The organism is Sulfitobacter sp. DSM 110093 (assembly GCF_022788715.1).
In the GTDB taxonomy this organism is placed as follows: Bacteria; Pseudomonadota; Alphaproteobacteria; order Rhodobacterales; family Rhodobacteraceae; genus Sulfitobacter.
In genome coordinates, this window is sequence record NZ_CP085167.1 from 2,172,194 (window position 1) to 2,198,347 (window position 26,154).

Annotated in this window: 24 protein-coding genes and 1 tRNA gene; 9 read left to right on the forward strand and 16 right to left on the reverse strand. The window is 61.4% G+C overall.

Translation table 11 applies throughout. The features are described from left to right. Positions 1 to 42: 42 nt before the first annotated feature. From DSM110093_RS10630 to DSM110093_RS10650, 5 genes are all read right to left on the reverse strand, one after another. On the reverse strand, positions 43 to 579 hold the full coding sequence (locus tag DSM110093_RS10630; RefSeq protein WP_243265018.1) for a sarcosine oxidase subunit gamma family protein: 537 nt from the start codon (positions 577 to 579) through the stop codon (positions 43 to 45). After that, entirely contained in the window at positions 572 to 3,508 is a 2,937-nt protein-coding gene (locus DSM110093_RS10635) for a sarcosine oxidase subunit alpha family protein (protein WP_243265019.1), read from the reverse strand. Before DSM110093_RS10635 ends, DSM110093_RS10630 begins: the two co-directional genes overlap by 8 nt. Further along, entirely contained in the window at positions 3,505 to 3,777 is a 273-nt protein-coding gene (locus DSM110093_RS10640) for a sarcosine oxidase subunit delta (protein WP_243265020.1), read from the reverse strand. The genes DSM110093_RS10635 and DSM110093_RS10640 overlap by 4 nt, the downstream gene beginning before the upstream one ends. 12 nt (positions 3,778 to 3,789) lie before the next feature. Beyond that, positions 3,790 to 5,043, reverse strand: a complete 1,254-nt coding sequence (locus DSM110093_RS10645; RefSeq protein ID WP_243265021.1) for a sarcosine oxidase subunit beta family protein — start codon at positions 5,041 to 5,043, stop codon at positions 3,790 to 3,792. Positions 5,044 to 5,192: 149 nt separating this feature from the next. Further along, positions 5,193 to 6,623, reverse strand: a complete 1,431-nt coding sequence (locus tag DSM110093_RS10650) for a Glu/Leu/Phe/Val dehydrogenase (RefSeq protein WP_243265022.1) — start codon at positions 6,621 to 6,623, stop codon at positions 5,193 to 5,195. Between the two features lie 357 nt (positions 6,624 to 6,980). Between DSM110093_RS10650 and DSM110093_RS10655 the strand changes: the two genes are divergently transcribed. The 3 genes from DSM110093_RS10655 to DSM110093_RS10665 are packed head-to-tail and all read left to right on the forward strand — an operon-like array spanning position 6,981 to position 9,495. Further along, on the forward strand, positions 6,981 to 8,411 hold the full coding sequence (locus tag DSM110093_RS10655; RefSeq protein WP_243265023.1) for a Tad domain-containing protein: 1,431 nt from the start codon (positions 6,981 to 6,983) through the stop codon (positions 8,409 to 8,411). Continuing rightward, positions 8,408 to 8,947 (forward strand): pilus assembly protein, encoded by a 540-nt coding sequence (locus DSM110093_RS10660; RefSeq protein ID WP_243265024.1) that lies wholly within the window; start codon positions 8,408 to 8,410, stop codon positions 8,945 to 8,947. Before DSM110093_RS10655 ends, DSM110093_RS10660 begins: the two co-directional genes overlap by 4 nt. Then, positions 8,947 to 9,495, forward strand: coding sequence for a hypothetical protein (locus DSM110093_RS10665; RefSeq protein ID WP_243265025.1), 549 nt, complete (start codon positions 8,947 to 8,949; stop codon positions 9,493 to 9,495). The genes DSM110093_RS10660 and DSM110093_RS10665 overlap by 1 nt, the downstream gene beginning before the upstream one ends. Before the next feature lie 44 nt (positions 9,496 to 9,539). On the opposite strand, the gene DSM110093_RS10670 is transcribed toward DSM110093_RS10665, so the two are convergent. The 5 genes from DSM110093_RS10670 to DSM110093_RS10690 all read right to left on the reverse strand — a co-directional run bounded on the left by DSM110093_RS10670 (position 9,540) and on the right by DSM110093_RS10690 (position 12,362). Further along, entirely contained in the window at positions 9,540 to 10,076 is a 537-nt protein-coding gene (locus DSM110093_RS10670) for a hypothetical protein (RefSeq protein WP_243265026.1), read from the reverse strand. Positions 10,077 to 10,199: 123 nt separating this feature from the next. Then, a complete protein-coding gene (locus DSM110093_RS10675; protein WP_243265027.1) occupies positions 10,200 to 10,709 on the reverse strand; it encodes a periplasmic heavy metal sensor in 510 nt (169 codons plus the stop codon). A gap of 1 nt (position 10,710) precedes the next feature. Beyond that, complete coding sequence (locus tag DSM110093_RS10680) at positions 10,711 to 11,073, reverse strand: hypothetical protein (protein ID WP_243265028.1); 363 nt, start codon at positions 11,071 to 11,073, stop codon at positions 10,711 to 10,713. Continuing rightward, positions 11,066 to 11,662 carry an RNA polymerase sigma factor gene (locus DSM110093_RS10685; protein WP_243265029.1) on the reverse strand — a complete coding sequence of 199 codons (597 nt, stop codon included), beginning with the start codon at positions 11,660 to 11,662 and terminating at the stop codon, positions 11,066 to 11,068. The genes DSM110093_RS10680 and DSM110093_RS10685 overlap by 8 nt, the downstream gene beginning before the upstream one ends. 46 nt (positions 11,663 to 11,708) lie before the next feature. Next, entirely contained in the window at positions 11,709 to 12,362 is a 654-nt protein-coding gene (locus DSM110093_RS10690) for a calcium sensor EFh (RefSeq protein WP_243265030.1), read from the reverse strand. Positions 12,363 to 12,579: 217 nt separating this feature from the next. Here DSM110093_RS10690 and DSM110093_RS10695 point away from each other — a divergent pair, with 217 nt between their 5' ends. Further along, positions 12,580 to 12,996 carry a DUF983 domain-containing protein gene (locus tag DSM110093_RS10695; RefSeq protein WP_243265031.1) on the forward strand — a complete coding sequence of 139 codons (417 nt, stop codon included), beginning with the start codon at positions 12,580 to 12,582 and terminating at the stop codon, positions 12,994 to 12,996. 42 nt (positions 12,997 to 13,038) lie between these two features. Further along, positions 13,039 to 13,734: an NUDIX hydrolase gene (locus DSM110093_RS10700; RefSeq protein ID WP_243265032.1), complete on the forward strand. Its 696-nt coding sequence runs from the start codon at positions 13,039 to 13,041 to the stop codon at positions 13,732 to 13,734. On the opposite strand, the gene DSM110093_RS10705 is transcribed toward DSM110093_RS10700, so the two are convergent. The 3 genes from DSM110093_RS10705 to DSM110093_RS10715 are packed head-to-tail and all read right to left on the reverse strand — an operon-like array spanning position 13,731 to position 16,290. After that, positions 13,731 to 14,651 (reverse strand): DMT family transporter, encoded by a 921-nt coding sequence (locus DSM110093_RS10705; RefSeq protein WP_243265033.1) that lies wholly within the window; start codon positions 14,649 to 14,651, stop codon positions 13,731 to 13,733. The two genes, DSM110093_RS10700 and DSM110093_RS10705, sit on opposite strands and share 4 nt — an antisense overlap. 47 nt (positions 14,652 to 14,698) lie before the next feature. Beyond that, positions 14,699 to 15,247, reverse strand: coding sequence for a lipocalin family protein (locus tag DSM110093_RS10710; RefSeq protein ID WP_243265034.1), 549 nt, complete (start codon positions 15,245 to 15,247; stop codon positions 14,699 to 14,701). After that, complete coding sequence (locus DSM110093_RS10715) at positions 15,247 to 16,290, reverse strand: aldo/keto reductase (protein WP_243265035.1); 1,044 nt, start codon at positions 16,288 to 16,290, stop codon at positions 15,247 to 15,249. Before DSM110093_RS10715 ends, DSM110093_RS10710 begins: the two co-directional genes overlap by 1 nt. A gap of 153 nt (positions 16,291 to 16,443) precedes the next feature. Between DSM110093_RS10715 and DSM110093_RS10720 the strand changes: the two genes are divergently transcribed. Together DSM110093_RS10720 and metG are read left to right on the forward strand one after the other, a co-directional pair. Next, the gene (locus DSM110093_RS10720; RefSeq protein ID WP_243265036.1) at positions 16,444 to 17,667 is read left to right on the forward strand and encodes an MFS transporter; all 1,224 of its coding nucleotides are present in this window, start codon (positions 16,444 to 16,446) and stop codon (positions 17,665 to 17,667) included. A gap of 72 nt (positions 17,668 to 17,739) precedes the next feature. Next, on the forward strand, positions 17,740 to 19,452 hold the full coding sequence (metG, locus tag DSM110093_RS10725) for a methionine--tRNA ligase (RefSeq protein WP_243265037.1): 1,713 nt from the start codon (positions 17,740 to 17,742) through the stop codon (positions 19,450 to 19,452). Positions 19,453 to 19,531: 79 nt separating this feature from the next. Here the strand turns inward: metG and DSM110093_RS10730 are convergent, their stop codons facing one another. Beyond that, a complete protein-coding gene (locus tag DSM110093_RS10730) occupies positions 19,532 to 20,194 on the reverse strand; it encodes a PAS domain-containing protein (RefSeq protein ID WP_243265038.1) in 663 nt (220 codons plus the stop codon). 244 nt (positions 20,195 to 20,438) lie between these two features. Here DSM110093_RS10730 and DSM110093_RS10735 point away from each other — a divergent pair, with 244 nt between their 5' ends. Continuing rightward, entirely contained in the window at positions 20,439 to 21,980 is a 1,542-nt protein-coding gene (locus tag DSM110093_RS10735; RefSeq protein WP_243265040.1) for an MHYT domain-containing protein, read from the forward strand. A gap of 13 nt (positions 21,981 to 21,993) precedes the next feature. Here DSM110093_RS10735 and DSM110093_RS10740 read toward each other — a convergent pair. Together DSM110093_RS10740 and DSM110093_RS10745 are read right to left on the reverse strand one after the other, a co-directional pair. Continuing rightward, a tRNA-Leu gene (locus DSM110093_RS10740) sits at positions 21,994 to 22,080 on the reverse strand. A 63-nt stretch (positions 22,081 to 22,143) separates the two neighbouring features. After that, positions 22,144 to 22,620, reverse strand: coding sequence for an Lrp/AsnC ligand binding domain-containing protein (locus DSM110093_RS10745; RefSeq protein WP_243265041.1), 477 nt, complete (start codon positions 22,618 to 22,620; stop codon positions 22,144 to 22,146). 107 nt (positions 22,621 to 22,727) lie between these two features. Between DSM110093_RS10745 and putA the strand changes: the two genes are divergently transcribed. Then, positions 22,728 to 26,144, forward strand: a complete 3,417-nt coding sequence (gene putA / locus DSM110093_RS10750; protein ID WP_243265043.1) for a bifunctional proline dehydrogenase/L-glutamate gamma-semialdehyde dehydrogenase PutA — start codon at positions 22,728 to 22,730, stop codon at positions 26,142 to 26,144. The last annotated feature ends 10 nt before the right edge of the window (positions 26,145 to 26,154 follow it).

Sequence of the window (26,154 nt, forward strand, 5' to 3'; positions counted from 1 at the left end):
CCGTTGTTTGCCAAACGGGGATTCGGGCCCCCGCCGAACAACCTAGCGCCGCGATGCCACCGCTTCCATAGCGCGGCGCAACTCCTGCACCAAAGTAGCGGCCATCGACCGATAGACCATCAGCAGAAAACCGGTGTCGGTGCGGGTGATCGAGGCAGGCATGTCGCGCAACTGGCTGCGCAGGGTCTGGCCGGGTTTGAACGCCGCATCGCGCAGGTCCACCGGAGCCAATCGCGCCAGCACATCCTCGGCCCCCGGCCCCTGCAATTCCGCCACCGCCCATCCGTCTGAGACATCGACGAGGGCTGCATGTTTCATCAGCGCCTCGTCCGGCGCAACACCGACGAGCAGCGCTTCGTCCCGACCAAACCACATGCAGCGGGCATCGCCCTTGGCGGTGCTGCGTAGCGGGTCCGGCAAGGTGAGGCCATGGGCCGCCTCAAGCGCCTCTGATAGGCTCGCACGATCGAAAGCGCCCAAGACGGTCAACTCCCCGATGTCACAGGCCGCCACCGTCATGCCGCCAATCTTTAACGGGAGCAGGTCGCCAAAAGGCGTTTGTGCTTTCAACTCAACCACGGGCGCGCCCTCCTTCGGGGTCGACAAAGACCGGGGCGCAGATCTCCACCTCTGCCTCGATCTCGCGCAGATGATCGACCATGCGCATCACTTCACCGTGCCGCTGACGGCCCCGCGTGACAAAGCCCAAGCCGATGAAGGTGCCAACATCTGGCGAAAACCCAACCGAGGTCGTATGGCCCTGCGAATTTTCGCGGCACGCCTCGGCCCCGGCCTCAAACAAGAACGCGCCCGCCGTCAGTTGCTTCACCGCCCCCACGGGCCGCAGCCCCACCAGTTGCGCGCGATCTGGGGCGCGCAGGCCGGAGCGTTCTGACATGGTTTTGCCGATACAATCCTTCGCATCCGACACCATCCGCTCAATGCCGATGTCGCCCACTGTGGCGCGCCCGTCGATTTCTGCGTGGGTAATATGACCCTTTTCCAGCCGCAGCACGTTAAGCGCCTCCATCCCATAGGCACCGCCGTCCAGCGCCTCGGCCCGCGCGACCAGCAGATCGAACAGCGCGGCCCCATAGCGTGCGGGCACGGCGATTTCATAGGCATGTTCGCCGGAAAAAGAGATACGGAACAGCCGCGCATCCACCCCACCGAGCCGCACATCCCCGCAGGCCATGAAGGGGAAGCTCTCGTTGTCGATCTGCTGCTCCAGCAGCCCATTCAGCAAGTCGCGCGCCTTCGGCCCTGCCACGGCAAACTGCGCCCAATGTTCGGTGACAGAGGTCAGATGCACCTGCCACTCGGGATGCAGACATTGCGTGACGAACTCCAGATGTTGCATCACCTGCCCTGCGGCCCCGGTGGTGGTGGTCATCAGGAAATGCGCCTCGCCCAAACGCGCGCAGGTGCCATCGTCCATGACGAAACCATCCTCGCGCAGCATCAGCCCATAGCGCACCTTTCCGACCTTCAAGCTGCTGAACTTATTGGTATAAACCAGATCAAGCAGCTTGGCCGCATCCGGCCCCTGAATGTCAATCTTACCCAAGGTAGAGACATCGCAGACCCCAACCGCCTTACGCACAAAACCAACCTCGCGGTCACAGGACTGACGCCAGTTGCGCTCCTGCCCGCGCGGGAAATAGCTGGGGCGGTACCACAGCCCCGCCTCCGCCATCGGGGCGTTCATGGCAAGGCTGGCCGCATGGCTGGTGGTCAGCCGCTCGGGCGCGAACCCTTTGCCCTGCCCGCCCGCGCCCATCGCTGCAATCGCAACCGGAGTATAAGGCGGGCGGAAAGTGGTGGTGCCCGTATCAGCAATCCCGCGTCCCGTCGCATCAGCCAGCACCGCCAGCGCCGCCACGTTGGAGTTCTTGCCCTGATCGGGTGCCATGCCTTGGGTCGTATAGCGTTTCATATGCTCGACCGAGCGGAAGTTCTCTGCCGCTGCCTGCTGCACGTCTTTCACGCAGACATCATTCTGAAAATCCAGCCAGGCCCGCCCTTTGCCCGGCACCGCCCAGAGGGGCTTGAGGCTATGGGGCGCGTCATCGGCCTGCGGCAGGTCCATGGTGTCCGCCTTGCGGCCCAAAGCCTCCAGCGCATCCCCTGCCGCGGCCACACCTGCCTCAAGACAGCCGTGGGTCGAGAAGGTGCCATTGCAGGCCCCGGCCACATGCATCCCCGGCACCGCGCCGGGGGTCGGTACGAAGGCGTGGATATCGGGCTCCCACGTCGGTCGCCCGTTCAAATGGCAAGTCAGATGCAGCGAGGGGTTCCAGCCGCCCGACATGGCCAGACAGTCGGCCTGTATCTTATGCTCTCCGCCCGCAGTGCGGATGGTCACGGCCTCCAATTCCTTGCGGCCCGAAGCGTTACAAACCACGGCACCGCGCAGCACCGGGAAATCTGCATTTTGGACGGTGATACCCTCGCGGCTATCGATCAACGCGGCCACATGCACCCCCGCCGCTGCCAGATCGCGGGCCGTGCGATGGGCATCGTCGTTGTTGCCGAAAACCGCAACCTGTTTGCCCGGTGCCACGCCCCAGCGGTTGAGATAGGCCCGCACGGCACCCGCGGTCATGATGCCGGGGCGGTCATTATTGGCGAAGGCAACGGGGCGCTCCAACGCGCCTGCCGCGAGGATCGATTGTTTGGCCGCGATGCGCCAGAAACATTCCAGCGGCGCACCTTCGCCGCGCCGCGCGCGGTGTTGGTTGACCCGCTCCAACGCGCCGAACATGCCGCCGTCATAGGCCCCGGTGACCGTCGTGCGCGGCATCGGCCGCACGTTGTCCATCGCCGCAAGTTCCGCGACCACGCCCGCCGCCCATAGGTGGCCCGGCTGGCCGTCGACGTGCTCGTTCTCGGTATTCAGCCGCCCGCCCATCAGCGCATCTTCATCCGCGAGGATCACATCCGCCCCCGCCCGCGCCGCCACCAACGCCGCCATCAGACCGGCTGGCCCAGCGCCGATCACTAGTAGATCGCAAAAGGCATATGCTTTCTCATAGGCGTCCGCATTGGGCTGGCCGCTCAGCCGCCCCAGCCCCGCGGCACGGCGGATCACCGGCTCATAAACGCGCCGCCAGAAATTGCGCGGCCACATGAAGGTCTTGTAATAGAACCCCGCCCCCAGAAAGGGCGCGCCAAGGTCGTTTACCGCCATCAGATCAAAATCGAGGCTCGGCCAAGCGTTCTGACTGCGCACCGCCAGCCCCTCGTAAATCTCTTGCATCGTGGCGCGGACGTTGGGCTCTGACGCGGGGCCGACGCCGGTGGTCACCAGCGCGTTCGGTTCTTCGCTGCCCGCGCTCAGCACCCCGCGCGGGCGGTGATATTTGAACGACCGCCCCATCAGCCGCTGACCGTTCGCCAACATGGCCGAGGCGACCGTATCGCCCGCAAAGCCATCATAGCGCCGCCCGTCAAAGGTGAAGCTGACCGGCGCCTCTCGGTCGATCAATCCGCGCCCTGCGATCCTCATGCCATGGCCCTTTTCACATCAGATGCCAGTTCCACGGCCCGCACCGCATGGGTCACCGTATCGCGGGTGACGACGAGCCACGCGCCGCAACCGCCCTCATGATGCCACAGGTCGTGCGTCTCTCCCGCCGGGTTGTCGCGCAGGTGCAGGTAGCCGTCCCAAACATCGTCGCCAGCATCAGGTGCTGGCCGCGCCAAGGCCACCGCATCGCCGCGATAATAGAACTCTCGCCGGTCCCGGCTGCCGCAGATGGGGCATTCAATCCGCATGGTCGCCCTCCCTCAGTGCAAATTGTGCTGAGACCCGGTGGCCTCTTCATCCATCAGACCTTCGCCCGAGCGGAAACGGTCGAGCCTAAAGGCCGCCGCCGTCTCATGGGGCTGCCCGGTGGCCATCAAATGCGCCAGCGCATAGCCTGACGCTGGCACTGCTTTAAAGCCGCCGTAACACCAGCCGCAATCGATGAACAAACCTTGCGTATCGGTCTTGTCGATGATCGGGCTGCCATCGGGGGTCATGTCCATAATGCCACCCCAAGAACGCAGCACACGGGCCTTGCCGAGCGTCGGCATCAGGGTCATTCCCGCCTCCATCACATGCTCCATCATCGGCAGATTGCCGCGCTGCGCGTAGGAGGCATAGAAATCCAGATCGCCGCCAAAGACCAAACCGCCCTTGTCCGACTGGCTGATATAGAAATGGCCCATGCCGAAGCTGACCACGTGGTCGACCACTGGCTTTAACCCTTCGGTAACGAAAGCCTGCAACACATGGCTCTCAATCGGCAGACGCATCCCGGCCATCGCGGCGACTTGGCCCGAGCGCCCCGCTGTCACGATCGCCACCTTCTTGGCCCGGATCGGCCCACGCGTGGTCTGTACGCCGCGCACCTTGCCATTCTCGATGTCGATGCCAGTGACCTCGCATTGCTGGATCAGATCGACGCCGCGCTGGTCCGCGCCGCGCGCATAGCCCCATGCCACCGCGTCATGGCGCGCAGTGCCGCCGCGCCGGTGCAGCAACCCACCATGGATCGGAAAGCGCCCGCTGTCGTAATCCAGATAGGGCAGCAATTTTCGTAGGCCGTCGCGGTCGAGCAGCTCCGCATCGTCGCCCTGATTGATCATCGCATTGCCCCGCCGGGCCGAAGCATCGCGCTGCGCGTCGGAGTGAAACAGGGTGATCACGCCGCGCTGGCTGAACATGACGTTGTAGTTCAACTCTTCCGACAGCCCCTCCCAGAGTTTCAGCGAATGGCTGTAGAACTCGGAATTGCCCGGCAAAAAGTAGTTGCCCCGCACAATCGTGGTGTTGCGCCCCACGTTACCACCGCCGAGGTAGCCTTTCTCAAGCACCGCAATATTGGTCATGCCGTGGTTTTTGGCGAGGTAATAGGCCGTGCTCAGCCCGTGGCCGCCGCCACCGATGATCACCGCGTCATATTCCGCCTGCGGCTCTGGATCACGCCACTGCGTTGTCCAACCGCGATTGCCGGTCAAACCTTCGCGCAACACACGCAATCCTGAAAAACGCATCGTTATCCCTCCCGCCGTTACGCGCAGTCAAGCAACTCCGCGCAGAAGTATCAATGACCGAAAACGTTGTTTGCCGTCCTGGGGTCTTTGACATGCAAAAGGGGCGCCGAGCGCCCCTTTTCTGTTCACTTACGGAAAGGCGTAAGCCTTCAAAGCCCCTTGGCGTGATAGCTCGCCGCGACCTTTTCGATCGAAACGAGATAGGCCGCCGTGCGCAGGTCATCGACATCGTCGCGGCTGTGCCAGACATGGGCCATCGCCTCATAGGCTGTGCGCATCGTGTCGTCCAAACCAGAGCGGACGAGTTCCAATTCGCCCGCGCCGCGCAGGTACTTCTCTTTGAAGTTCGGGCTAAGAGTCCAGCCCAGCTCTTTGTCGGCGCTCAACCGCTCAAGTTCATCCACCACCAGTTGGTGGCGCGATTCCTCGGCGCGGCGTTGCATGCGGCCAAAGCGGATGTGGCTAAGGTTCTTGACCCACTCGAAGTAAGAAACCGTCACACCGCCAGCGTTGGCATACATATCCGGCACGATGACCGTGCCCTTCTTGCGCAGCACTTCATCCGCCCCGGCGGTCACGGGGCCGTTGGCGGCCTCGATGATCAGCGGCGCTTGGATACGCTCGGCGTTGCTGAGGTTAATCACACCCTCAAGCGCCGCGGGAATCAGGATGTCACATTCCGCTTCCAGCATCGCCGCACCGTCTTCGATGAATTGCGCATCAGCATAGCCTTTGATGGTGCCATGTTTCTCGATCCATTTATGCACCGCCTCGACGTTCAGCCCATCTTCGCTGTGCAACGCGCCGTCGCGTTCAATGATCGTAGTGATCTTTGACCCGTCTTCTTCGCTCAGGAATTTGGCCGCGTGATAACCCACGTTCCCCAGACCCTGAATGATGACCCGCTTGCCCTCAAGCTTACCGGTCAGCCCTGCCTTCTTCATCCCTTCGGGGTCGCGGAAGAACGCGTGGAGCGCGTATTGCACGCCCCGGCCTGTGGCCTCTGTCCGGCCTTGGATGCCGCCCGCGTTAATCGGTTTGCCAGTCACACAGGCCACACCGTTGATATCGGTGGTGTTCATGCGTTTGTACTGGTCCGCGATCCACGCCATCTCACGCTCGCCGGTGCCCATGTCGGGGGCGGGCACGTTCTGCGCGGGGTGGATCATGTCGCGCTTGATCAGTTCATAGGCAAAACGCCGGGTGATCAGTTCAAGCTCATGCTCATCATACTCGCGCGGGTCGATGCACAGCCCGCCTTTAGAGCCGCCAAAGGGCGCTTCGACCAGCGCGCATTTGTACGTCATCAGCGCCGCCAGCGCCTCGACCTCGTTCTGGTTCACAGCCATGGAATAGCGAATACCGCCCTTCACAGGCTCCATATGTTCAGAATGGACCGAGCGATAGCCGGTGAAGGTGTGGATACGCCCCCGCAGGCGAACGCCGAAACGCACCGTATAGGTGGCGTTGCAAACGCGGATTTTCTCTTCGAGACCGGGCGGCAAATCCATCAGCGCGACCGCGCGGTTGAACATCAGGTCCACACTGTCGCGGAAACTCGGCTCATTGGCTGGATTCATCGGTCTCTCCTCTTCTTATCAGGCCGCGTTACCTTTGATTTTAGGCGCGACTCATCTTGCTGCCCTAAGGGCATGCCGCTGCACCGTAGGACGGCTGTTTCCAAGGTGCGACCTAATTAATCGCGAATTACAAAAGTTTATCAACCCAAGGCAGGGTTGGACATTGCCCCCTCCCCGATCAAGGGAAAACGGGCGTCTTCGCAAGGGCGGCGCGCAAGAAACCCACCCAGAACGCTGCCTATTGCCCCAGATGCGCCAAACTCTGGCCACTTTCACCTAGCAAAAACTACAGCACTGAAAATGGCGCGCTTTCTCTTTGGTGCATGAACAGTGCCAGAAGAAGAAAGGTTGATAGCGATGATCAATACACCTCGAAATGCAGGGCGCCTCCCCCGCCGCTTGCCCGCAGTGCTTAAGCGTTTTGCACGCGAAGAAGACGGGTTGGTCACGCTTTTTGCCATTCTAATGATCTTGCTGATGATCCTTATGGGGGGCGTGGGCGTCGACCTAATGCGCCATGAGCGTGAACGCGCAAGGGTGCAGGCTGTGGCAGACCGCGCCGTGCTGGCGGCCGCCGACCTTGACCAAACCCTCACCCCTGCAGACGTGGCCCGCGACTACTTCGACAAAGCCGGGATGGCTGATTACGTCTCTAGTGTGAAGGTCGAGGAAGGGCTGAACTACCGCCGTGTCACCGTCGATGCCTCACGTGAACTAAACACTATGTTCATGAGCAAGTTCGGCCAAGACAAGCTGAACGTCCCCGCCAAAGCCACAGCGGAGGAAAAGGTCAACAAAGTCGAAATTTCCATGGTGCTCGATATCTCTGGCTCCATGCGGGAGAATGGCAAGATGGATAACCTCCATGATGCCAGCGATGTATTTATCGATACGGTACTAAAACCCGAGAACGCTGATCTGATCTCAATCTCTGTGGTGCCCTATACCGCGCAGGTCAACGTCGGTCAGGACATTATGGATGAGTTGAACGTCAACCAGCTTCATTCCTTTTCCCACTGCGTCGACTTTGACGATAGCGAATTTGATCTTACCGCGATCAGCCAGACCCGCAGCTATGAGCATATGCAGCATTTCGAGGCGGGGTATAGCTGGAACAACCGTCACCGTGACAACACCGGAAGCTACGACAACATCTCCAATCCCGGTTGTCCTAAGCAGAGCTATGAAGAGGTCGCGGCCTATTCCCAAAACGCCACGGCCTTGAAAAACCGCATCGCCAATTTCCAGCCCCGTGCGAACACGGCGATCCATCTGGGCATGAAATGGGGCGTGGCTCTGCTTGACCCGGCATTCCAGCCGATCAATCAAGAAATTGGCGGCGATGCTGCATTTCAGGCGCGGCCAGCGGCATATAGTGACATCGACACGCTAAAGACGGTGATCCTGATGACCGACGGCGTGAACGTCACGACACGGCGGATCAATCCGCAGGTTTATGCCAACCGCGACCACTATCGCCACTGGAGCGATTACCCCTTCTATTGGTGGCTGAACCGCAATGTCCGCTCGAGTGAACAACACCGCTGGTATTCAACGAAATATACTTCTGGTCAGGCCGATAATTTGCTCGATGACATCTGCGACGCGGCCAGGGCCAATGGCATCGTGATCTGGTCTATCGGGTTTGAAGTAACCGACCACGGCGCGTCTGTGATGAAAAACTGCGCATCGTCCGACAGCCATTTCTTCCGCGTCGAAGGGGTAGAGATCGTGGACGCTTTTGAAGCCATCGCCCGGCAAATCAACCAGTTGAGACTGACCCAATGATACAGAAAACCATCCAAGCATGGCGCCGGTTTCGCGGCGATGAGAACGGATCAGTGATGCTGATAGAGTTCGCCATCCTGTCTCCGCTGCTCTTTGGCTGCTTGATCATGTCGGTCGAGATGAGCTTTTTTGCGATACGCCACATGTTGCTTGACCGCGGGTTGGACATGACGGTCCGCTTCGTGAGGTTGAACACCAATACGCCGATGTCGCATCAGACCATCAAGGATAAGATTTGCGAAACAGCAGGCTTTTTGCAGGACTGCGAAGAAACCCTGCGTCTTGAGATGATCCGCGTGGACCCACGTGATTTTGCCGCCTTCGATCAATCCCCCGATTGCGTGGACACGTCCATTGATCCCAGACCGGTGCGCGGCTGGAACCTTGGGATCGAACATCAGCTGATGCTGCTGCGCGCCTGCTACCAATTCGAACCCTTCTTCCCGACCACCGGCCTTGGCTATGCCCTAGAGAAAGACGGCGCTGGCCGTGCTTCCATGGTATCAAGCGCGGCCTTCGTACAGGAGCCGAACTGATGTCTGTTCTGTCCTCCCTGCTCGCTCGTTTCAGACAAAACGAAGACGGCTCAATCGCGGTCGAGACGGTAATCATGCTGCCGCTGATGTTCTGGGCCTATCTGGCGATGTATTCGACCTTTGATACCTTCCGCATGTACAACCTCAACCAGACGGCGGCCTATACCATCGGCGATGCGATCTCTCGTGAGACGCAGGCGATTGACCCCGATTATCTAGAGGGCATGCAAGGGTTGTTTGATTATCTAACCCGCGGCACTGGGCAAACGGCGATCCGCGTAAGCTCTGTCTGGTATGATGAGGAAAACGACCGCTATCATACTGATTGGTCACAGGTGCGCGGCAACGTAGAGCCATTAGACGGCGACAACGTGCGCGATTGGCATGACAAACTACCGACCATGCCTGACAATGAACGTGTGACCTTGGTCGAGACTTGGCGCGATTTCGAGCCGCTTTTCAAAACCGGGTTGGAGAAGCGCAACATCCACAACTTTGTCTTTACCCGCCCACGCTATGCCCCGCGCACGGTTTGGTCTGACAGTTAAACCACGGTTTGGCCGGACAGTTAAACCACGGTCTGGCCTGACAGTTAAACTATGTGACGTTCGGCCAGTTTGGCGCGGATGATCTCGGCGATCAGTTTGGTCTCATTGGCTGGGGTCATGCCGCCCACACCAATGCGACGGCCTAGGCTCCACCACAGGCCCAAGCGCCAACCGCGTGGCACGCGGCGGTTGGTCTTGAGCAGGAAACCATTAGAGGGTTTTACAGCAAAAGCACCCTGATCAATGCGCTCGATCTCGTCCAAATGAACGATCACCCGGCCATCAGCGTCACGCAGCCCCTGATCGGTCAGCTCCAAGGCACTGGCAGTTGAACGGCGCATCACCTCGGCAATGGCGATGAACCCAAGGCCGATCAGCCCCAATGCGATTTGCCACCCCAGATCGGGTGAGCGGGTGAACGCGGAGTAGATCAACATCACCCCCAGCCCTGCGAGTGACAGAAGCCCCACCCCACGGCGCGCCGGGGAGGCTTTGGCCGTGGCGAGCACTTCGCCAGCGCCCATTTGCCCCGTGCCAGTCTGATCCGTGCTGGTCTGAACTGTCTGCATACTATCGGTCATCGGCCCTGCTTTCTGATGGGCAGAGGGGCCATGAGGATGCCGCCGATTGCCGTTTTTGTTCACCCTCGGCCTAGCCCGACGCCCAGCAAAGGGCAAGTCCGGGCAGGCCGCGCCCTGCCACCGTCAGCGTTCAGGCTTGGCCGAGCGGCTTTTCTGTTTGCCACGGCTCCAGGCTTCCAACCGTTCTTGCAACTTATCGGCATAGATTTGACGGGTTTCTGGGGCCATCGCGCTCACCTGTGCCAGCCATGCGCTATGGGCAGCACCTTGTACACTTGCCGCCGCGTCGCCCTGTGCCGTTAAAATCGCAGCGGCGGCCTCTGGCTCAAAGGGATCGGCGCGCAATGCAGCCAGCATCTGCTCATAAAGCGCGCCGCGTGCCGCACGATCAAGGTGATGCGCCTTGCCGCCTTTGCGCATCTCATTATGCAGATCGCGCCGTGCGTCGGGTGGCAATGCTTGCACATAGGGCGACGCATAGCTGCGCAGGCCCGGCAGCGATTTGTTGTCCGGCCCGCCATGTCGCCATAGAGCCCCTCCAACTGCACCTATGATCATCACGTTCAGCGCCAATGACAGACCAAGCGCCCATCGCATCATGCGCACCCGGCGCGATGTTGGATTCTGTGTCATCTCAACTTTCCTCCATGTCCCAGCCAAAACCGCCCCAATCGGCCGCTGTATCCGTCTCGCCCAGATCAATTGTCGCATCTGGCCAACTGTTGGAAACGACCTGCCCGGCTAAATCTGGCAAACCTTCGGGCGGCGCCACACCGATCCACACGCCAACCGCTGCCGCTGTGGCCAGCCCACTTAGACCAGCAGCGCCCCCCAAGAGCTGCCAAAGCGCGCGGTGCCATGGTTGGCGCGGCGCTTTGGGCATATGGGCTTGGGCATCGGCCAAGACGCGCGCCTGCAAATCCGCCGACACCTGTGGCGGGTTGGCGCGGGCCGCAGCAAAGAGACCTTCTAGTGCGTTGTCGTCAAAGTCATTCATTTTCAAACCCCAATGCGTCCCGTTGCGCAGATAGCTGCGCGGCCAACGCCCGTTTACCCCGCGCGGTCAGGCTCTCCACCGCTTCGACCCCAATGCCCAAAACCTCGGCAATCTCGGGGTTTGCCATGCCGTCAATATGCCGCAACACCACCGCCTGACGCTGCCGGTCGGGCAGGCTGGCGAGCGCCTGTTGCAGCGCGTCCACACGGGCCGCATGCTGCATCTTTTGCGCCGCGCCGGGTGCCGGATCGGCGGGTTCAGCCACGTCATCAAGCCCCGTCGCCCCCGCACCGCGACGCCGCAGGCGGTCGGTGCAGAGGTTGGCCACAACGCGGTAGACCCAAGTGGTAACCTTGGCCTCTCCTGTGCGCCACTTCGGCGCTTGGCGCCACAGACGCAACATCGCCTCTTGGGCCACATCCTCTGCCTCAGCACGGTCGCCCAGCACCCGCAGCGCGTGGCCGTGAATGCGCGGCACCAGCCGGGCGGTCAACAGCCGCGCCGCTGCCGCATCGCCACTGGCGTAGCGCTGCAACAACTCGGCATCCGCATCGTGCTGCTCGTCGGACAAATCCTGCATCCCGTCCATCGCTAAGGCCCGGGCGCGCCATGATCAAGCGCGCCCGGCGCATCATTTAGTCGCGCTGCGGCTTGTCATGGTCCATCTTGTGGTCCTTGCCGTGCCGCTTGCCATGCATTTTCTTCGCCGCTTCGAACTCTTCGGCGCTGATGCTGCCGTTCTCGTCCTTGTCCAGACGCTCGAACATCTTGGCGGGGTCGTGGCGCTGCGTCATTTCTTCCATCGACAGCTTGCCGTCGTCGTTGGTGTCCATACGCTCGATCATGCGCTCGCCACCATTGTGACCACGCTTACCGTCTTTTTTACCGCCGTCCTTGTCACCGCGTTTCTCGCCGCGCTTTTCGCCCGCTTTGTCGCCGCGTTTGTCACCCATGGCTTCCAACTCAGACGCATCAAGGCTGCCGTTCCCATCGGTGTCAAACCGCTCCAGCATCTTGGCGGAACGATTTGCATTGCGCTCGGCACGACGTGCTTCGCCTGCGGCTTTCAGCTCTTCGCCGGTCACGAAACCGTCACCATCGGCATCAACCTTGGAAAAACGTGCCTCGGCGTGCGCTTGGAACTCGGCCTGTGTGATCTCGCCATTGCCGTCGGCATCAAGCTGTTGGAATGGGTTCTGACCGCCGCTCTGCTGCGCGAAGGCAGCTGCGCCACCGAGTGCCAGCAAACCGCTGAGGGCTGCGATCTTCATGTTTGTACGAATGGTCATCTTGATACTCCTCGTTTTTTAAAGACCGTCTCACGCTTTTGCGCCGCGATCACAGGGTCAAACGGCTGGCGCCAGAACTTCCGTCGCAGGTTTGCTAACTTTTTTTCAGAAAAGCGACTCAACCCCGGCTTGCGCGACATGGCGCCGCAACGACAGCCTCGGGTCTTTTCATTTCACGCCTCAGGTTGCATCTATCTCCCAACCAAAGGATCGCCCCATGTCACAGATACAGCAATTGGCCCCCGACACTGTCGAGACGCAAGACAGCGAAGAGCGCCCCCGCCTGCCCGCCATGCTGCGCGGCTGGCGTGGCAAATGCCCCTCTTGCGGGGGTGGGCAGCTGTTGCACGGCTATCTTAAGGTGAATGACGACTGTGCCGTCTGCCGCCAAGAGTTCCACCACCATCGTGCCGATGATGGCCCTGCCTATCTGACCATCCTGCTCGTCGGTCACCTGCTGGCACCGGGGCTGCACATCGCCTTTGTGGTCTGGCGGCCCGAGCCTTTGACCCTGTTTACCATTTTTGCGGTTGGCTGCACGGCGCTGTCCCTCTACCTTCTGCCCAGACTGAAGGGGGCCATGATCGGCTTTCAATGGGCCAAAAGGATGGGCGGCTTCGGCGGCGACACCTAACGCGGCCCGCCCTTCGGCCCTTGACCGCCGGAGCATCGCCGCATGACCATCGACAAGACCCAAATCCGCAACGCCGCCACAGTGATCGTGCTGCGCGACCGCCATGTGACCCCGCATATCCTGATGGGGCAACGTGGGGCCAAGGCGGCATTTATGCCTAATAAATTCGTTTTCCCCGGCGGTGCAGTTGATGCCACGGATGCGCAGGTGCCGCTCGCCGCGCCGGTGAACACGCTGTGTCACGGCAGGCTTTGCGACGATGCCGAACCCTCCTTGGCCCATGCCATCGCCGTCGCCGCCATTCGTGAGTTGTGGGAAGAGACCGGTCTGGTGCTGGGCCGCAAGGGCGCGTGGGAGGGCGATGTGCCCGCCGATTGGCGGACCTTCGCCGCCACCGGCCATCTGCCTGACGCCTCTGCCCTGCAATTCGTGTTTCGCGCGCTGACACCTCCGGGCCGCCCGCGCCGTTTTGATGCGCGGTTCTTTCTCGTCGATGCCGAAGACATCGCCAGTGACCCCGATGATTTCGACGCCGCCTGTGATGAGCTTTCGCATCTGCAATGGGTGCCATTAAGCCGGGCGCGTTCCTTTGATATGCCCTTTATCACCGAGGTCGTGCTGGCCGAAGTCGCCGCCCGCGCGCGTGACACAAACCCACCCGCCTCGGTGCCATTTTTCAAAAACAACGACGAAGAGAGTCTTTTCCTGCGCCTGCACGGTCGCCCGATGACGGGTTAAGTCGCCAGCACCAGCGCTAGGATCGACAGCGCCAGAACGGCCATCCCCGCCCATTCCCGGCGCGAGATCCTTTCGCGGAAGAACAGGGTCGAAGCGGCGATGCTGAGCATCAGCTCCACCTGCCCCAAAGCCTTCACATAGGCTGCGTTTTGCAAGGTGAAGGCGATGAACCAGCACAGCGACCCGCCCATCGAGGTCAGCCCAATCCAGACCGCCACCCGCCGCGCCGCCCAAATCCGGCGCATCTGCCCCGGTTCGCGAAGGCGCAGCCAGACGGCCATGATCAGCGTCTGCATCAGCACCACCGCCGCCAGCGTCACGCCCGCACGCAGCAGCGGATCGTCAGAGGCCACGGCCAGCGACGCGCCGCGATAGCAGACCGCCGAAATCGCGAACAAAAACCCCGAAGCAATCCCCAGCCCCGCCGCGCGGTTGCGGAGATCGGCCAACCGCAGCCCCTTGGCCTCGGCCCCACCAGATAGAAGCAACAGGCCGAAAACCCCAAGTGCAATGGCAGCAAACCCCGCGCCCGAGACACCTTCGCCCAGTACGATCCAGCCCATCAGCACGGTCTGGATCACTTCGGTCTTCTTAAAGGTGATGCCGACGGCAAAGTTGCGTTGCTTAAACAGCAGCACCACGCAGACCGTCGCCATGATCTGCGCCGTGCCGCCCATCGCCCCGTACAGCCAGAACCCCGGCCCTAGCGAGGGCAGCGCCTGCCCGCTAAGACCCAGATAGAGCGGCAGCAGCAGCGCGATGAAGGGCGCAGAGTAGAGAAACCGCGCAAACGTCGCCCCACCTGCCGACAGCGTATCGGTCGCCAGATGCTTTTGCAGCATGAAGCGCCCCGTCTGAAACGTGGCTGCGGCAAGGGCGACGAGGATCCACAGATCGGGGGCGAAAATACTGTCCATAACAGCCTATAGGCCGAAGCAAGGCGGCAGTGCCAGCGCCGTCACGGTCAGCGCCTCATTTGCAGCGCACTGATGTCATAGCCGTTGAAATCCAAAATCTCTCGCGCCGCGGTGATCCGGTCTTCGCCGCCTGTCGCCTGACGGTCAAGGATCCAGCCGTAACCCCCTTCGGGGCTGCCGATGACGGCGGTGCGGAAGCCTTCATCGACCCAAAGCACCCAGAACGCACGCTCGGCCCCGCCCACGGCGGCACGCATGGTATAGCGCGCCGGACCCTCTTCGCTCAGCGCCCAGAGGTCACGGCGGTCGGTGCAAGCTGCAGCAGCATCACAGACTTGGCGGTGCTTGATCAACGTTGGCCCCTGCGGCGCAAAGGTCACCGCGCGCAGATTGGCATCATTGGGAAAAGCCGCCCGGACCTGCCAATCGCCGCCAAACTGCGCCGCGTCATAGCGGCTGGTGGCCCCGATCACCGCCTCGGCATTGCGAAAACCGGTCTGCACGGGGGGCGGTTCGCTGCGGTTGCAGGCCACCAGAGCGCCGAGCAGCATAAGCACAGCGACACGGCGCGCCCCATAGGATGCGAAACGGCCCATCAGTAAGGCATCGGATGGGATTTATGTGCCGCATCAAGGTCGGCCATCACCTCATCGCTCAGGGTCAGGTCGGCCCCGCCAAGCGCCACATCAAGCTGCTCAAGGCTGGTCGCGCCAAAGATCACCGAGCCCATGAAGGGCCGCGTCGCGCACCACGCCAGCGCCATCTGCACCGGGTCGAGCCCGTGTTTCTGCGCCACATCAAGGTAGGCGGCAACCGCCTCAAAGGCGCGGGGTGTGACGCGGCCCCCCAAATTTTCGTTCAGCGAGAGGCGCGATCCGGCGGGCACCTTGCCACCCTGATATTTCCCGGTCAGCAGCCCTGCGGCGAGGGGGGAGAAAGACAGCATGTCGATCTGTTCGTTCACGCAGGTTTCCGACACATCGGTATCGGCCAGACGGCACATCAGCGAATATTCGTTCTGCACCGAGATCGGGCGCGGCCCGCCCGTGCGCTCGGCCACGGCAGCCCATTGGGTCAGCCCCCATGCGCTTTCGTTGCTCAGACCAAATGCACGGATCGTGCCCCGCTCAACCTCGCGCTGCAGCGCGCCGAGGGCGTCTTCCATATGGGCCATGGTCTCGGCCCGGTTCTGGCTTGAGGGGTCAAAGGTCCAATTCTTGCGGAACATATAGCTGCCCCGGTTCGGCCAGTGAAATTGGTACAGGTCGATGTAATCCGTCTGCAACCGCTTCAGTGACCCTTCGATGGCACCGGGGATCGTATCAGATGAGATCGGAGCACCATTGCGGGCATGTTGCATCCCCTCGCCGGAATGTTTGCTGGCCAAGACCACCTCATCGCGGCGCTTGTCGCGGGCAAACCACTGGCCAATGATCTCTTCCGTTCGGCCCACCGTCTCGGCGCTGATCGGGTTCACGGGATACATCTCGGCCGTGTCGATGAAGTTGATCCCGGCGTCGAGCGCGCGGTCGATCTGCGCGTGGCCCTCTTCGGCGGTGTTCTGGGTGCCCCATGTCATGGAGCCCAAACAGAAATGCGAGACCTCGATATCGCTTGAGCCGAGCTTGTTCATCTTCATCTTGTGGTCCTCGCTTGTGATTTGTCCGCAACCTAGCCGCCTGCCCGGCCTTCGCAAGGGCAATTGCCAAGAGCTAATCCCACGGCCCGGCAAAAATGCGGACCCGGCGCATTCGCGCTTCCGTTCGGGCAGCAATGGACGCAATGTGCCCTCATGCGCCTGCTCATTTCCTTCGCCGCCCTGTTTTTCTCGGTCATCCTTTTGCAACTCTCCACCGGGGGCGTGGGGCCTATCGACGTGCTTTCTGGCGTGCAGCTTGGGTTTAGCCGTCAAGAAATCGGTATGCTCGGCTCGGCGCATTTTCTGGGGTTTTTCATCGGCTGCTGGTGGGCACCGCGTCTGATGGGCAGCGTCGGCCACAGCCGCGCCTTTGCCGCCTTCACCGCTGCCGGGTCGATCGGGTTGATGGCGCATATGATGGTGGTCGATCCATACGCATGGGGCCTGATGCGGGTGGCATCGGGCATGTGCGTGGCGGGCTGCTATACGGTGATCGAGGCGTGGATGCAGGCCAAGGTCACCAATGAGACGCGCGGGCGCACCATGGGCGTTTACCGGGTGGTCGACATGAGCGGTTCGCTCGCCGCACAACTGATCGTCGGCGTGCTCGCCCCGGCGTCATATGTCTCGTATAATCTGCTCGCCATCGGCTGCTGTGCCGCACTGTTGCCCCTGACGCTGACCAAAGTCCGCCCGCCAGAGACGCCCAACCAACCAAGGCTGCGCCCGCGGCTTGCCTTTGACCGTTCGCCTTTGGCGGCGGCGGGTGTCGTGGTGGCGGCGGTCTCAAGCGCGTCGTTCCGGATGGTCGGGCCGATCTACGGCCAAGAAGTGGGCCTCAGCGCCACACAGATCGCTTGGTTCCTTGCCGCTTTCGTGCTCGGCGGGGCGCTGGCACAATATCCGATGGGGATTCTCGCCGACAAATACGACCGCCGCTGGGTGTTGATCTGGCTGTCGGTCGCGGCGATGGGCGGCTGCGCTGTCACGGTGATGGGCGCGGGCTATGGCACCATGGGGATCATGCTTTCGGCAGGGCTGTTCGGGGCCACGACCTTTCCGATCTATTCGGTATCTGCCGCCCATGCCCATGACTTCGCCAGTTCGGACGAGCGGGTCGAACTATCTGCCGCCTTGATGTTCTTTTTCGCCGTGGGCGCCATCGGCGCACCCTACCTTGCCTCTGTCCTGATAGACGGCTTCGGTGCATCGGCGTTGTTCGCGATGATCGCGGTGGCCCATGGGGTTTTGGTGATCTTCGGCCTAGCCCGGATGCGCGCCCGCCCCACACGGACCGACCGCACGCCTTACGTCTATGCCCCGCGCACCACCTTCCTCATCGGGCGGCTGCTGGGCCGCACCCGAGACCGCGACTAGACTATTCCCGTCTTTTGCTGGCAACAGCGCAGCCCTTGCGATAAGGCTGCGCCAAGCACCGGGAATATTGATATGACACGCCACCTCATCACCTCCGCCATCCCTTATATCAACGGGATCAAACATCTGGGTAACCTTGTGGGCAGCCAGCTGCCTGCCGACCTCTATGCGCGCTACCAGCGTGGCCGGGGGCAGGATGTTCTGTTCCTCTGCGCCACCGACGAACACGGCACCCCTGCCGAACTCGCCGCCGCCAAAGCGGGCAAACCGGTCGAGGAATACTGCGCTGAGATGTATGAAACACAGGCCCGCATCGCCGAAGGCTTTGGCCTGTCGTTCGACCACTTTGGCCGTTCTTCCAGCCCGCAAAACCGAAAGCTGACCCAGCATTTCGCAGGCGCACTGGCGGATCAGGGGCTGATCGAAGAGGTCTCTCAGCGCCAGATTTATTCGCCCACCGACGGCCGCTTTCTGCCCGACCGCTATGTCGAAGGCACCTGCCCCAACTGCGGATTCGAGGACGCGCGTGGCGACCAATGTGACAACTGCACCAAGCAGCTTGACCCCGAAGACCTAATCAATCCGCGCTCCACCATCTCGGGCGCGACCGATCTTGAGATGCGGGAAACCAAACATCTGTTCCTGCGCCAAAGCAAGCTGAAGGACGAGTTGGACGGCTGGATCAATTCCAAGACCGATTGGCCCGTACTAACCACCTCAATCGCCAAGAAATGGCTGCATGACGGTGAGGGTCTGCAAGACCGGGGCATCACCCGCGACCTGAGCTGGGGTGTGCCCGTGAAGCGCGGCGATCAGGATTGGCCGGGCATGGAAGGCAAGGTCTTCTACGTCTGGTTCGACGCGCCGATCGAATATATTGCCTGCGCGCAGGAATGGGTCGATGCGGGCAAAGGCACTGACTGGGAAAGCTGGTGGCGCACCGACAAGGGCGCCGATGACGTGCGCTATACCCAGTTCATGGGCAAGGACAACGTGCCCTTCCACACGCTGAGCTTCCCGGCCACGATCAAAGGCTCGGGCGAGCCGTGGAAGCTGGTGGATTACATCAAATCATTTAACTACCTGACCTATGACGGCGGCCAGTTCTCCACCTCGCGCGGGCGCGGTGTGTTCATGGATCAGGCGTTGGAAATACTGCCCGCAGATTACTGGCGCTGGTGGCTGCTCAGCCACGCGCCAGAGACATCGGATGCCGAATTCACATGGGAGAATTTTCAAGCCTCGGTGAACAAGGATCTGGCCGATGTGCTGGGCAACTTCGTCAGCCGCATCACCAAATTCTGCCGTTCCAAGTTTGGCGAAGCGGTTCCGGAAGCAGGGGAATACGGCGAGGCGGAGTACGCTTTGATCGAAGACATCACCGCCCGCGTCGCGCGTTACGAAACGCTGATGGAAGCGATGGAAGTGCGCAAATCTGCCGCTGAATTGCGTGGTATTTGGGCGGCGGGCAACGAATATCTGCAAGCCCAAGCGCCTTGGACCGCATTCAAAACCGATCCCGACAGGGCCGCCGCACAGGTGCGTTTGGCACTGAACCTGATCCCGCTCTACGCGGTGCTGTCCGCACCCTTCATCCCAAGCGCCGCTGCGTCGATGCTGGAAGCGATGAAGGTCGAAGATATGCCTTGGCCCGACGACGTACCTGCGGCCCTCGGCAAGCTCGCGCCCGGCCATGCTTTTGAAGTGCCCGAAGTGCTGTTTGCAAAGATCAGCGATGAGGACCGTGAGAATTGGTCTGAACGCTTCGCGGGCAAGCGGGACTGAGAAGAAACGATAGAACAGCGGCTCATGACTATGGGCCGCTGTTTTTGGTTTTACGCTCTGAGCGTCGGCGTTTTACCAATTAGTGCGGCAGAGCGCGCTTGGGTCGGCCCTGATGCCCTGTTCCTGTGGTTGGCGCCAAGCAATTGGCCGCAACCTCGGCCCCCAGAAACCGGATGCCCCGAACCGCACCGTCCGGAGCCAACACGGCAGTAAACGCGCCCGCGACAATCCGGGCGGTCTCCTCCCCCGGATGCATCTCAAAACACCCCTGTTGCTGCGCACCATGCCAGATCTGCTGCACCAGCCTGCCGATCTTTGCCCCATCGCCCAGACGCGGCCCAAAGAGATCGGCGATGTCTTGGCCTACCAAGCAATCCCCCAAACCATAAGTCACGCCGCAGGCCTCTTGATTGGCGTGGTGGACACGCCCCGCGTGATCAAACTCAATTTCAATCTCTGCGCTACACGCCTTGACGTAAGGAATGATGCGGCCCTTATCACCGTCCGTGATCTGAGGCCGAGAGCTACCATCTGCGTCTTGCTGCCCCACATTGATGGTCTGGGGCGGGCCGTAGAGGTTCAGCCACAGAACGCGTCGCTTAGCGTCATAAACAATTCCGTGAACTGGTATCGCATCCAGCGCCATCCCTGTACTGGGCAGCGCGCTGCTATCTTGGGCAGACGCCCGGCAGATCCGGCGCAAAACCCTTGGCCATTTCAACCGCAAAGAAAGCCAAGCCAACACGCGCTTTCCATGCCCAAATATAAACCTTTGCAAAAGGTTACCGTCCTTCACCACCACTTTTGACCCCGCCATACCGCCGCAACTTCGTGCGGTCGCGCCTCAAGGACCGCTACCGGGGAACGTCTAGCGATAAGGTCTTACAGCCGGGTTAAAGCATGGGCACAGTGTAAACTTGCGAGGGCCATATTTTCGCCATATTCCCGCAGCAGTTAACCAAGTCTTAACATACGATAGGATTAGAATGTTCCGGGTCGCCCACACTATTCACCATGATCATGACCTCGGACTTGTGCTTTTGGCAGCACTGCTTTGCATATTTGGCAGTTGGGTTGTCTCACGCCTTTATAAACATGTGCTTGACCAGCCACGTCGGCAGGCGATGATTTGGTGTTACCTTACCGCGATGACCGCGGGGATCACGGTTTGGTGCACCCATTTCATTGCGATCCTCGCCTATCAACTTGATGCGCCTGCTACCTTTCACTTTTCGCTGACGTTCCTGTCGCTGATCATCGCCATCATCGGCTCTACCTTGGGCGTTATCATCGCGGGTTTGGTTAAATCGCGCCGCGCAACGATCCTTGGTGGGACGATCTTTGGGTTGGCCATCGCAGCCATGCACTATACTGGCATGGTTGCCTACCGGGTGCAGGGTACGATCCACTGGGACATCCAGTATTTGGTCGCTTCTGTAATAATTTCAGTCGTGTTGACGACGCTCGCATTGGGTGCCGCCCGGCGCGGAGGCCGGCGAAGTGTTCTGTCGATGGCAGGGCTTTTGGCCTTGGCTATCATCCTGTTGCATTTCACCGGCATGGCCGCTTTTCAGGTAACCCCACTTCCGGCGCTGCCTGACTATGCCAATCCAGTCGAATACCGTCTGATCGCGCTGATCATTGCGGGAACAGCCACCGTTATCGCCCTCGCCGCGTTCTTTAGCTATGTGGTTGAGAACCGCACCCGCAGCGAAAGCGTCGAGGAGTTGCGCAAAGCCCGCGATGCCGCCGAAAGTGCGAGCCGCGCGAAATCGGAATTCATGAGCGTGCTAAGCCATGAGTTACGCACCCCGCTGACCATCGTTATCGGCTACGCCAGCTTTCTGTCCGAACTCAAAAACCATAACCTTTCCAAGCTTGCCCCCGAAGAAAAACCCGCGCCCCAGCATTTTGAGAAAATGGGCGATCAGGCACAGCTTTATGGGCAGCGTATCAAATTCGCTGGCGGGCAGTTGTTGACCATCATCAACGACATCCTCGACTACACCAATATGGAACTGAACGAGCTTGCGCTGGACAAGACGCTCTTCGACACGCGCGCGCTTTTGGAAGAGGTGGTCGAAGAGCATCATGGCTCGGCCCACGATAAAACGGCGACACTGCATATCGACACCCCCGCGCTTAGCGTCACTGCCGACCGCCGCCGCAGCCTGCAATTGCTGGGTCATATCGTCGGGAACGCGCTAAAGTTCTCCAAAGCCCGCGACATCTATTTGCGGGTTCGACTTCAATCGGGCGGGTTCTGCTTTGAGGTCGAAGACAACGGCGTGGGCATTGCCGCAGAAGACCTAGACCGCATTTTCGAAGCCTTCACCCAGATCGAAGACGCCGGAGACCGCGCCGAAGGTGGCACAGGTCTGGGGCTGGCGATCTGCAAGAAACTGGCCCTCGCCCATGGCGGTGATATCACGGTAAAAAGCACGCTTAGCCAAGGGACGACCTTTACCGTCTTCATCCCCGGTGCGACCCAAGCAACCGCGCCCGCGAAACTGGCCAAAGCGAGCTAAACCTAAGTAAAAGTGGTGCGGGCGGTGGGACTCGAACCCACACGGGGCTACGCCCCAACAGATTTTAAGTCTGGTATGTCTACCATTCCATCACGCCCGCATCGGGGCGCACAATAAGCATCATGCGGGCGGTGTAAATGGGGGAATGTTCCTCCCGCCCCGCTTATGCCGTATCTGCAAGCATGGTTTCTTTCACCGCCTCCATCGCCACATAGGTCGAGGTGCTGGCCACATGCGGCAGGGTCGAAATAACCTCACCCAGAAACCTCCGATATTCCGACATGCTCCGCGTGCGTACTTTGATAAGGTAATCAAAATGGCTTGCGATCATATGCGCCTGCTCGATCTCAGGCACTTTGGCCACGGCAAGGTTGAAGGCCCGCAAGGCCGCCTCGCGCGTGTCGTTAAGGCGCACCTCCACAAAGGCCACGTGATCCAGCCCCAGCCTAATCGGGTCCAGCAGGGCGCGGTATCCTAGGATCACGCCGCTTTCTTCCAACCGCCTCAGCCGCGCTTGGGTCGGCGATTTCGACAGGCCGATGCGGTGTGCAAGGTCGGTGATGCTGATACGCCCATCCTCCGCCAAAACGGAAAGAATCGCGCTGTCAAAACGGTCGAGATTAAAAAGTTCATTTGCCATACTATCATTCAATAATTCGGACGAATCGACCCAGAATATACTGATCTTTAGTCGAATAACCTGTGTACCATGGTGTATTCTGGGTCAAACATCAATTGGAGCTTGCCATGGCCCTCGATCACGCCCCTGCCCTTCGCCACACCATCGACGCACGCACCTATGCCGATCCGGACATGCTGCTGACCGAGCTTACCACGCAAGCAAATTTGTCTGCCCAAGATCGCGCCCAAATCACCGCCGATGCGGCAGGCCTTGTACGTGACATTCGCGGCACGTCGGCCCCCGGCATGATGGAAGTCTTCCTCGCTGAATACGGTCTCAGCACCGACGAAGGCGTGGCGCTGATGTGTCTCGCCGAGGCGCTGCTGCGGGTGCCGGATGCCGAGACCATCGACGCGCTGATCGAAGACAAGATCGCCCCCTCGGACTGGGGCCGCCACATGGGGCACTCGACCTCCAGCTTGGTGAACGCCTCCACATGGGCGCTGATGCTGACGGGCCGCGTGCTTGATGATGACCAGCCCGGTCCGGTGCGCCACCTGCGCGCCGCGATCAAACGTCTGGGCGAGCCGGTGATCCGTACCGCCGTCAGCCGCGCCATGCGCGAGATGGGCCGTCAGTTCGTTCTAGGCGAAGACATTCAGGCGGCGATGAAACGCGCCAAAGGGATGGAGAAAAAGGGCTTCACCTACAGCTACGACATGCTTGGCGAAGCCGCCCGGACCGAGGCGGACGCGAAACGCTATCACCTCAGCTATTCCCGTGCGATCTCGGCCATTGCCGATGCCTGCACCCACGACGACATCCGCAAGAACCCCGGCATCTCGGTCAAACTCTCGGCCCTGCACCCGCGCTATGAATTGGCGCAGGAAAAGGCGGTAATGCGTGATCTGGTGCCGCGCCTGCGGGCGCTGGCGCTCTTGGCGAAATCGGCGGGCATGGGCCTGAACATCGACGCCGAAGAAGCCGACCGTCTGGCGCTGTCGCTCGAAGTGATCGACACCGTGATGGCCGAGCCCGCGCTGGCAGGCTGGGACGGGTTTGGCGTGGTCGTGCAGGCCTACGGCCCCCGCGCCGGCGTGGTGCTCGACACACTCTACGACATGGCCACCCGCCATGATCGCCGCATCATGGTCCGTCTGGTGAAAGGCGCCTATTGGGACACCGAGATCAAGCAAGCGCAGGTCGAGGGCATTGACGGTTTCCCGGTCTTCACCCGCAAGGCCGCGACCGATGTGAGCTATATCGCCAACGCCCGCAAACTGTTGAACATGACGGATCGTATCTATCCGCAGTTCGCCACGCATAACGCGCATACCGTCGCCGCCGTGCTGCATATGGCCGACGACCCCGAGGCCTATGAGTTCCAGCGTCTGCACGGCATGGGCGAGACCCTGCATGACATCGTGATGGAGAAACACGGCACCCGCTGCCGCATCTACGCCCCCGTCGGCGCGCACCGCGATCTGCTGGCCTATCTGGTTCGGCGTTTGCTTGAGAACGGCGCGAACTCCAGTTTCGTGAATCAGATCGTTGACGAAAACGTACCGCCCGAAGTGGTGGCCGCCGACCCGTTTGACCAGCTGCAAGACAGCGCGCCGACGATCCCGAAAGGCCCGGACGTGTTCCAGCCGCAACGCGCCAATGCGCGGGGCTTCGATCTGGCCCATAGCCCGACCCTTGCGGCCATCGAAGAAGCCCGGGCGCCCTTTGCAGACGCCACATGGAACGCCGCGCCAATCCTTGCGGGCACCCCCGCGCCCGAGGCGGCAGAGGAGGTTTCCAACCCGACCGGCGGCACCTCCCCCGGCACGGTCCAGCCCGCCTCCGACGCCGATGTCGCCACGGCGCTGGACAATGCCGCGCTTTGGGACGCCCCGCTCGACACACGCCGCACAACGCTTTTGCGGGCCGCTGACATGTTGGAAGCCCGCTACGGCGAGATCTTTGCCATCCTTGCCCGTGAGGCTGGGAAAGGCATGCCCGACTGCGTGGCCGAACTGCGCGAGGCGGTGGACTTCCTGCGCTACTACGCGGGCCAAGCCACCAACACGCCCCCCGCGGGCATCTTCACCTGCATCTCACCGTGGAACTTCCCACTGGCGATCTTCTGCGGGCAGGTCACGGCTGCACTGGCGGCTGGCAATGCCGTGCTGGCCAAACCGGCTGAACAGACGCCGTTAATCGCCAAACTCGCCGTCGAAGTACTGCATGAGGCGGGCGTGCCGCATTCCGCCCTGCAACTGCTGCCCGGTAGCGGCAAGGTCGGCGCAGCGCTGACCGGCGATGCCCGCGTGAACGGCGTGGCCTTCACCGGTTCCACCGCCACCGCCCTGCGCATCCGCGCCAATATGGCCGAACACTGCGCCCCCGGCACGCCACTGATCGCCGAGACGGGCGGCCTTAACGCCATGATCGTCGACAGCACCGCCCTGCCCGAACAGGCGGTGCAGGCTATCGTCGAAAGCGCTTTCCAATCGGCAGGCCAACGCTGCTCCGCTGTGCGCTGCCTCTATGTGCAAGAGGACATCGCCGAAGACCTGATCCGCATGCTGACGGGGGCCATGCAGGCGCTCAACATGGGCGATCCGTGGCAGCTGTCGACCGATGTCGGCCCCGTTATCGACGACACCGCGCGCAAAGGGATCGTCGAGCATATCGAAGCCGCCCGCACCGAAGGCCGCGTCATCGCGGACCTCAAAGCGCCCAAGGGCGGCACCTTCGTCGGTCCCGCGATCCTGCGGGTAAATAGCATTGCTGACATGAAGCGCGAAATCTTCGGCCCCGTGCTGCATGTCGCGACCTTCAAAAGCCACGAACTCGACGCCGTGATCGACGCGATCAACGCCACCGGCTATGGCCTGACCTTTGGTCTGCACACCCGCATCGACGACCGGGTGCAACATGTCTCGGAACGGATCGAGGCGGGCAACATCTACGTCAACCGCAACCAGATCGGCGCCATCGTTGGCAGCCAGCCCTTTGGCGGCGAGGGGCTTTCGGGCACCGGACCAAAGGCGGGCGGGCCGAACTATCTGCCACGTTTCTCGGCACCTGACCATCAGGACGCTAGCGCTACATGGGACAGTGCAGTGGCTAAGCCCCCCACCCTGCCCGCTCAGCATCCGACCGTTCTGGAAACCCAGTCGATGCCCGGCCCGACCGGAGAGAGCAACCGCCTGTCGACCCTGCCGCGCCCCGCGCTGTTGTGCATGGGACCGGGCGCCGAAACGGCAGAGGCGCAGGCCAAGGCCGTGCGGGCGCTCGGCGGTGTTGCGGTCACGGCCTCTGGCCGGATCGACCCTGAGGCGCTGACCACTGGCCCGGCCTATGGCGGCGTGCTTTGGTGGGGCGAGGATGCGACGGCGCGGCAGATCGACAAGGCGCTGGCGGCCCGTGAGGGCGCGATCATCCCGCTTTTGCGCGGCAAGCCCGACACCGCCCGCGTCCGCGCCGAACGCCATGTCTGTGTTGACACCACGGCCTCGGGCGGCAATGCCCAGCTCTTGGGCATGATGGCCTAAGACCGACAAT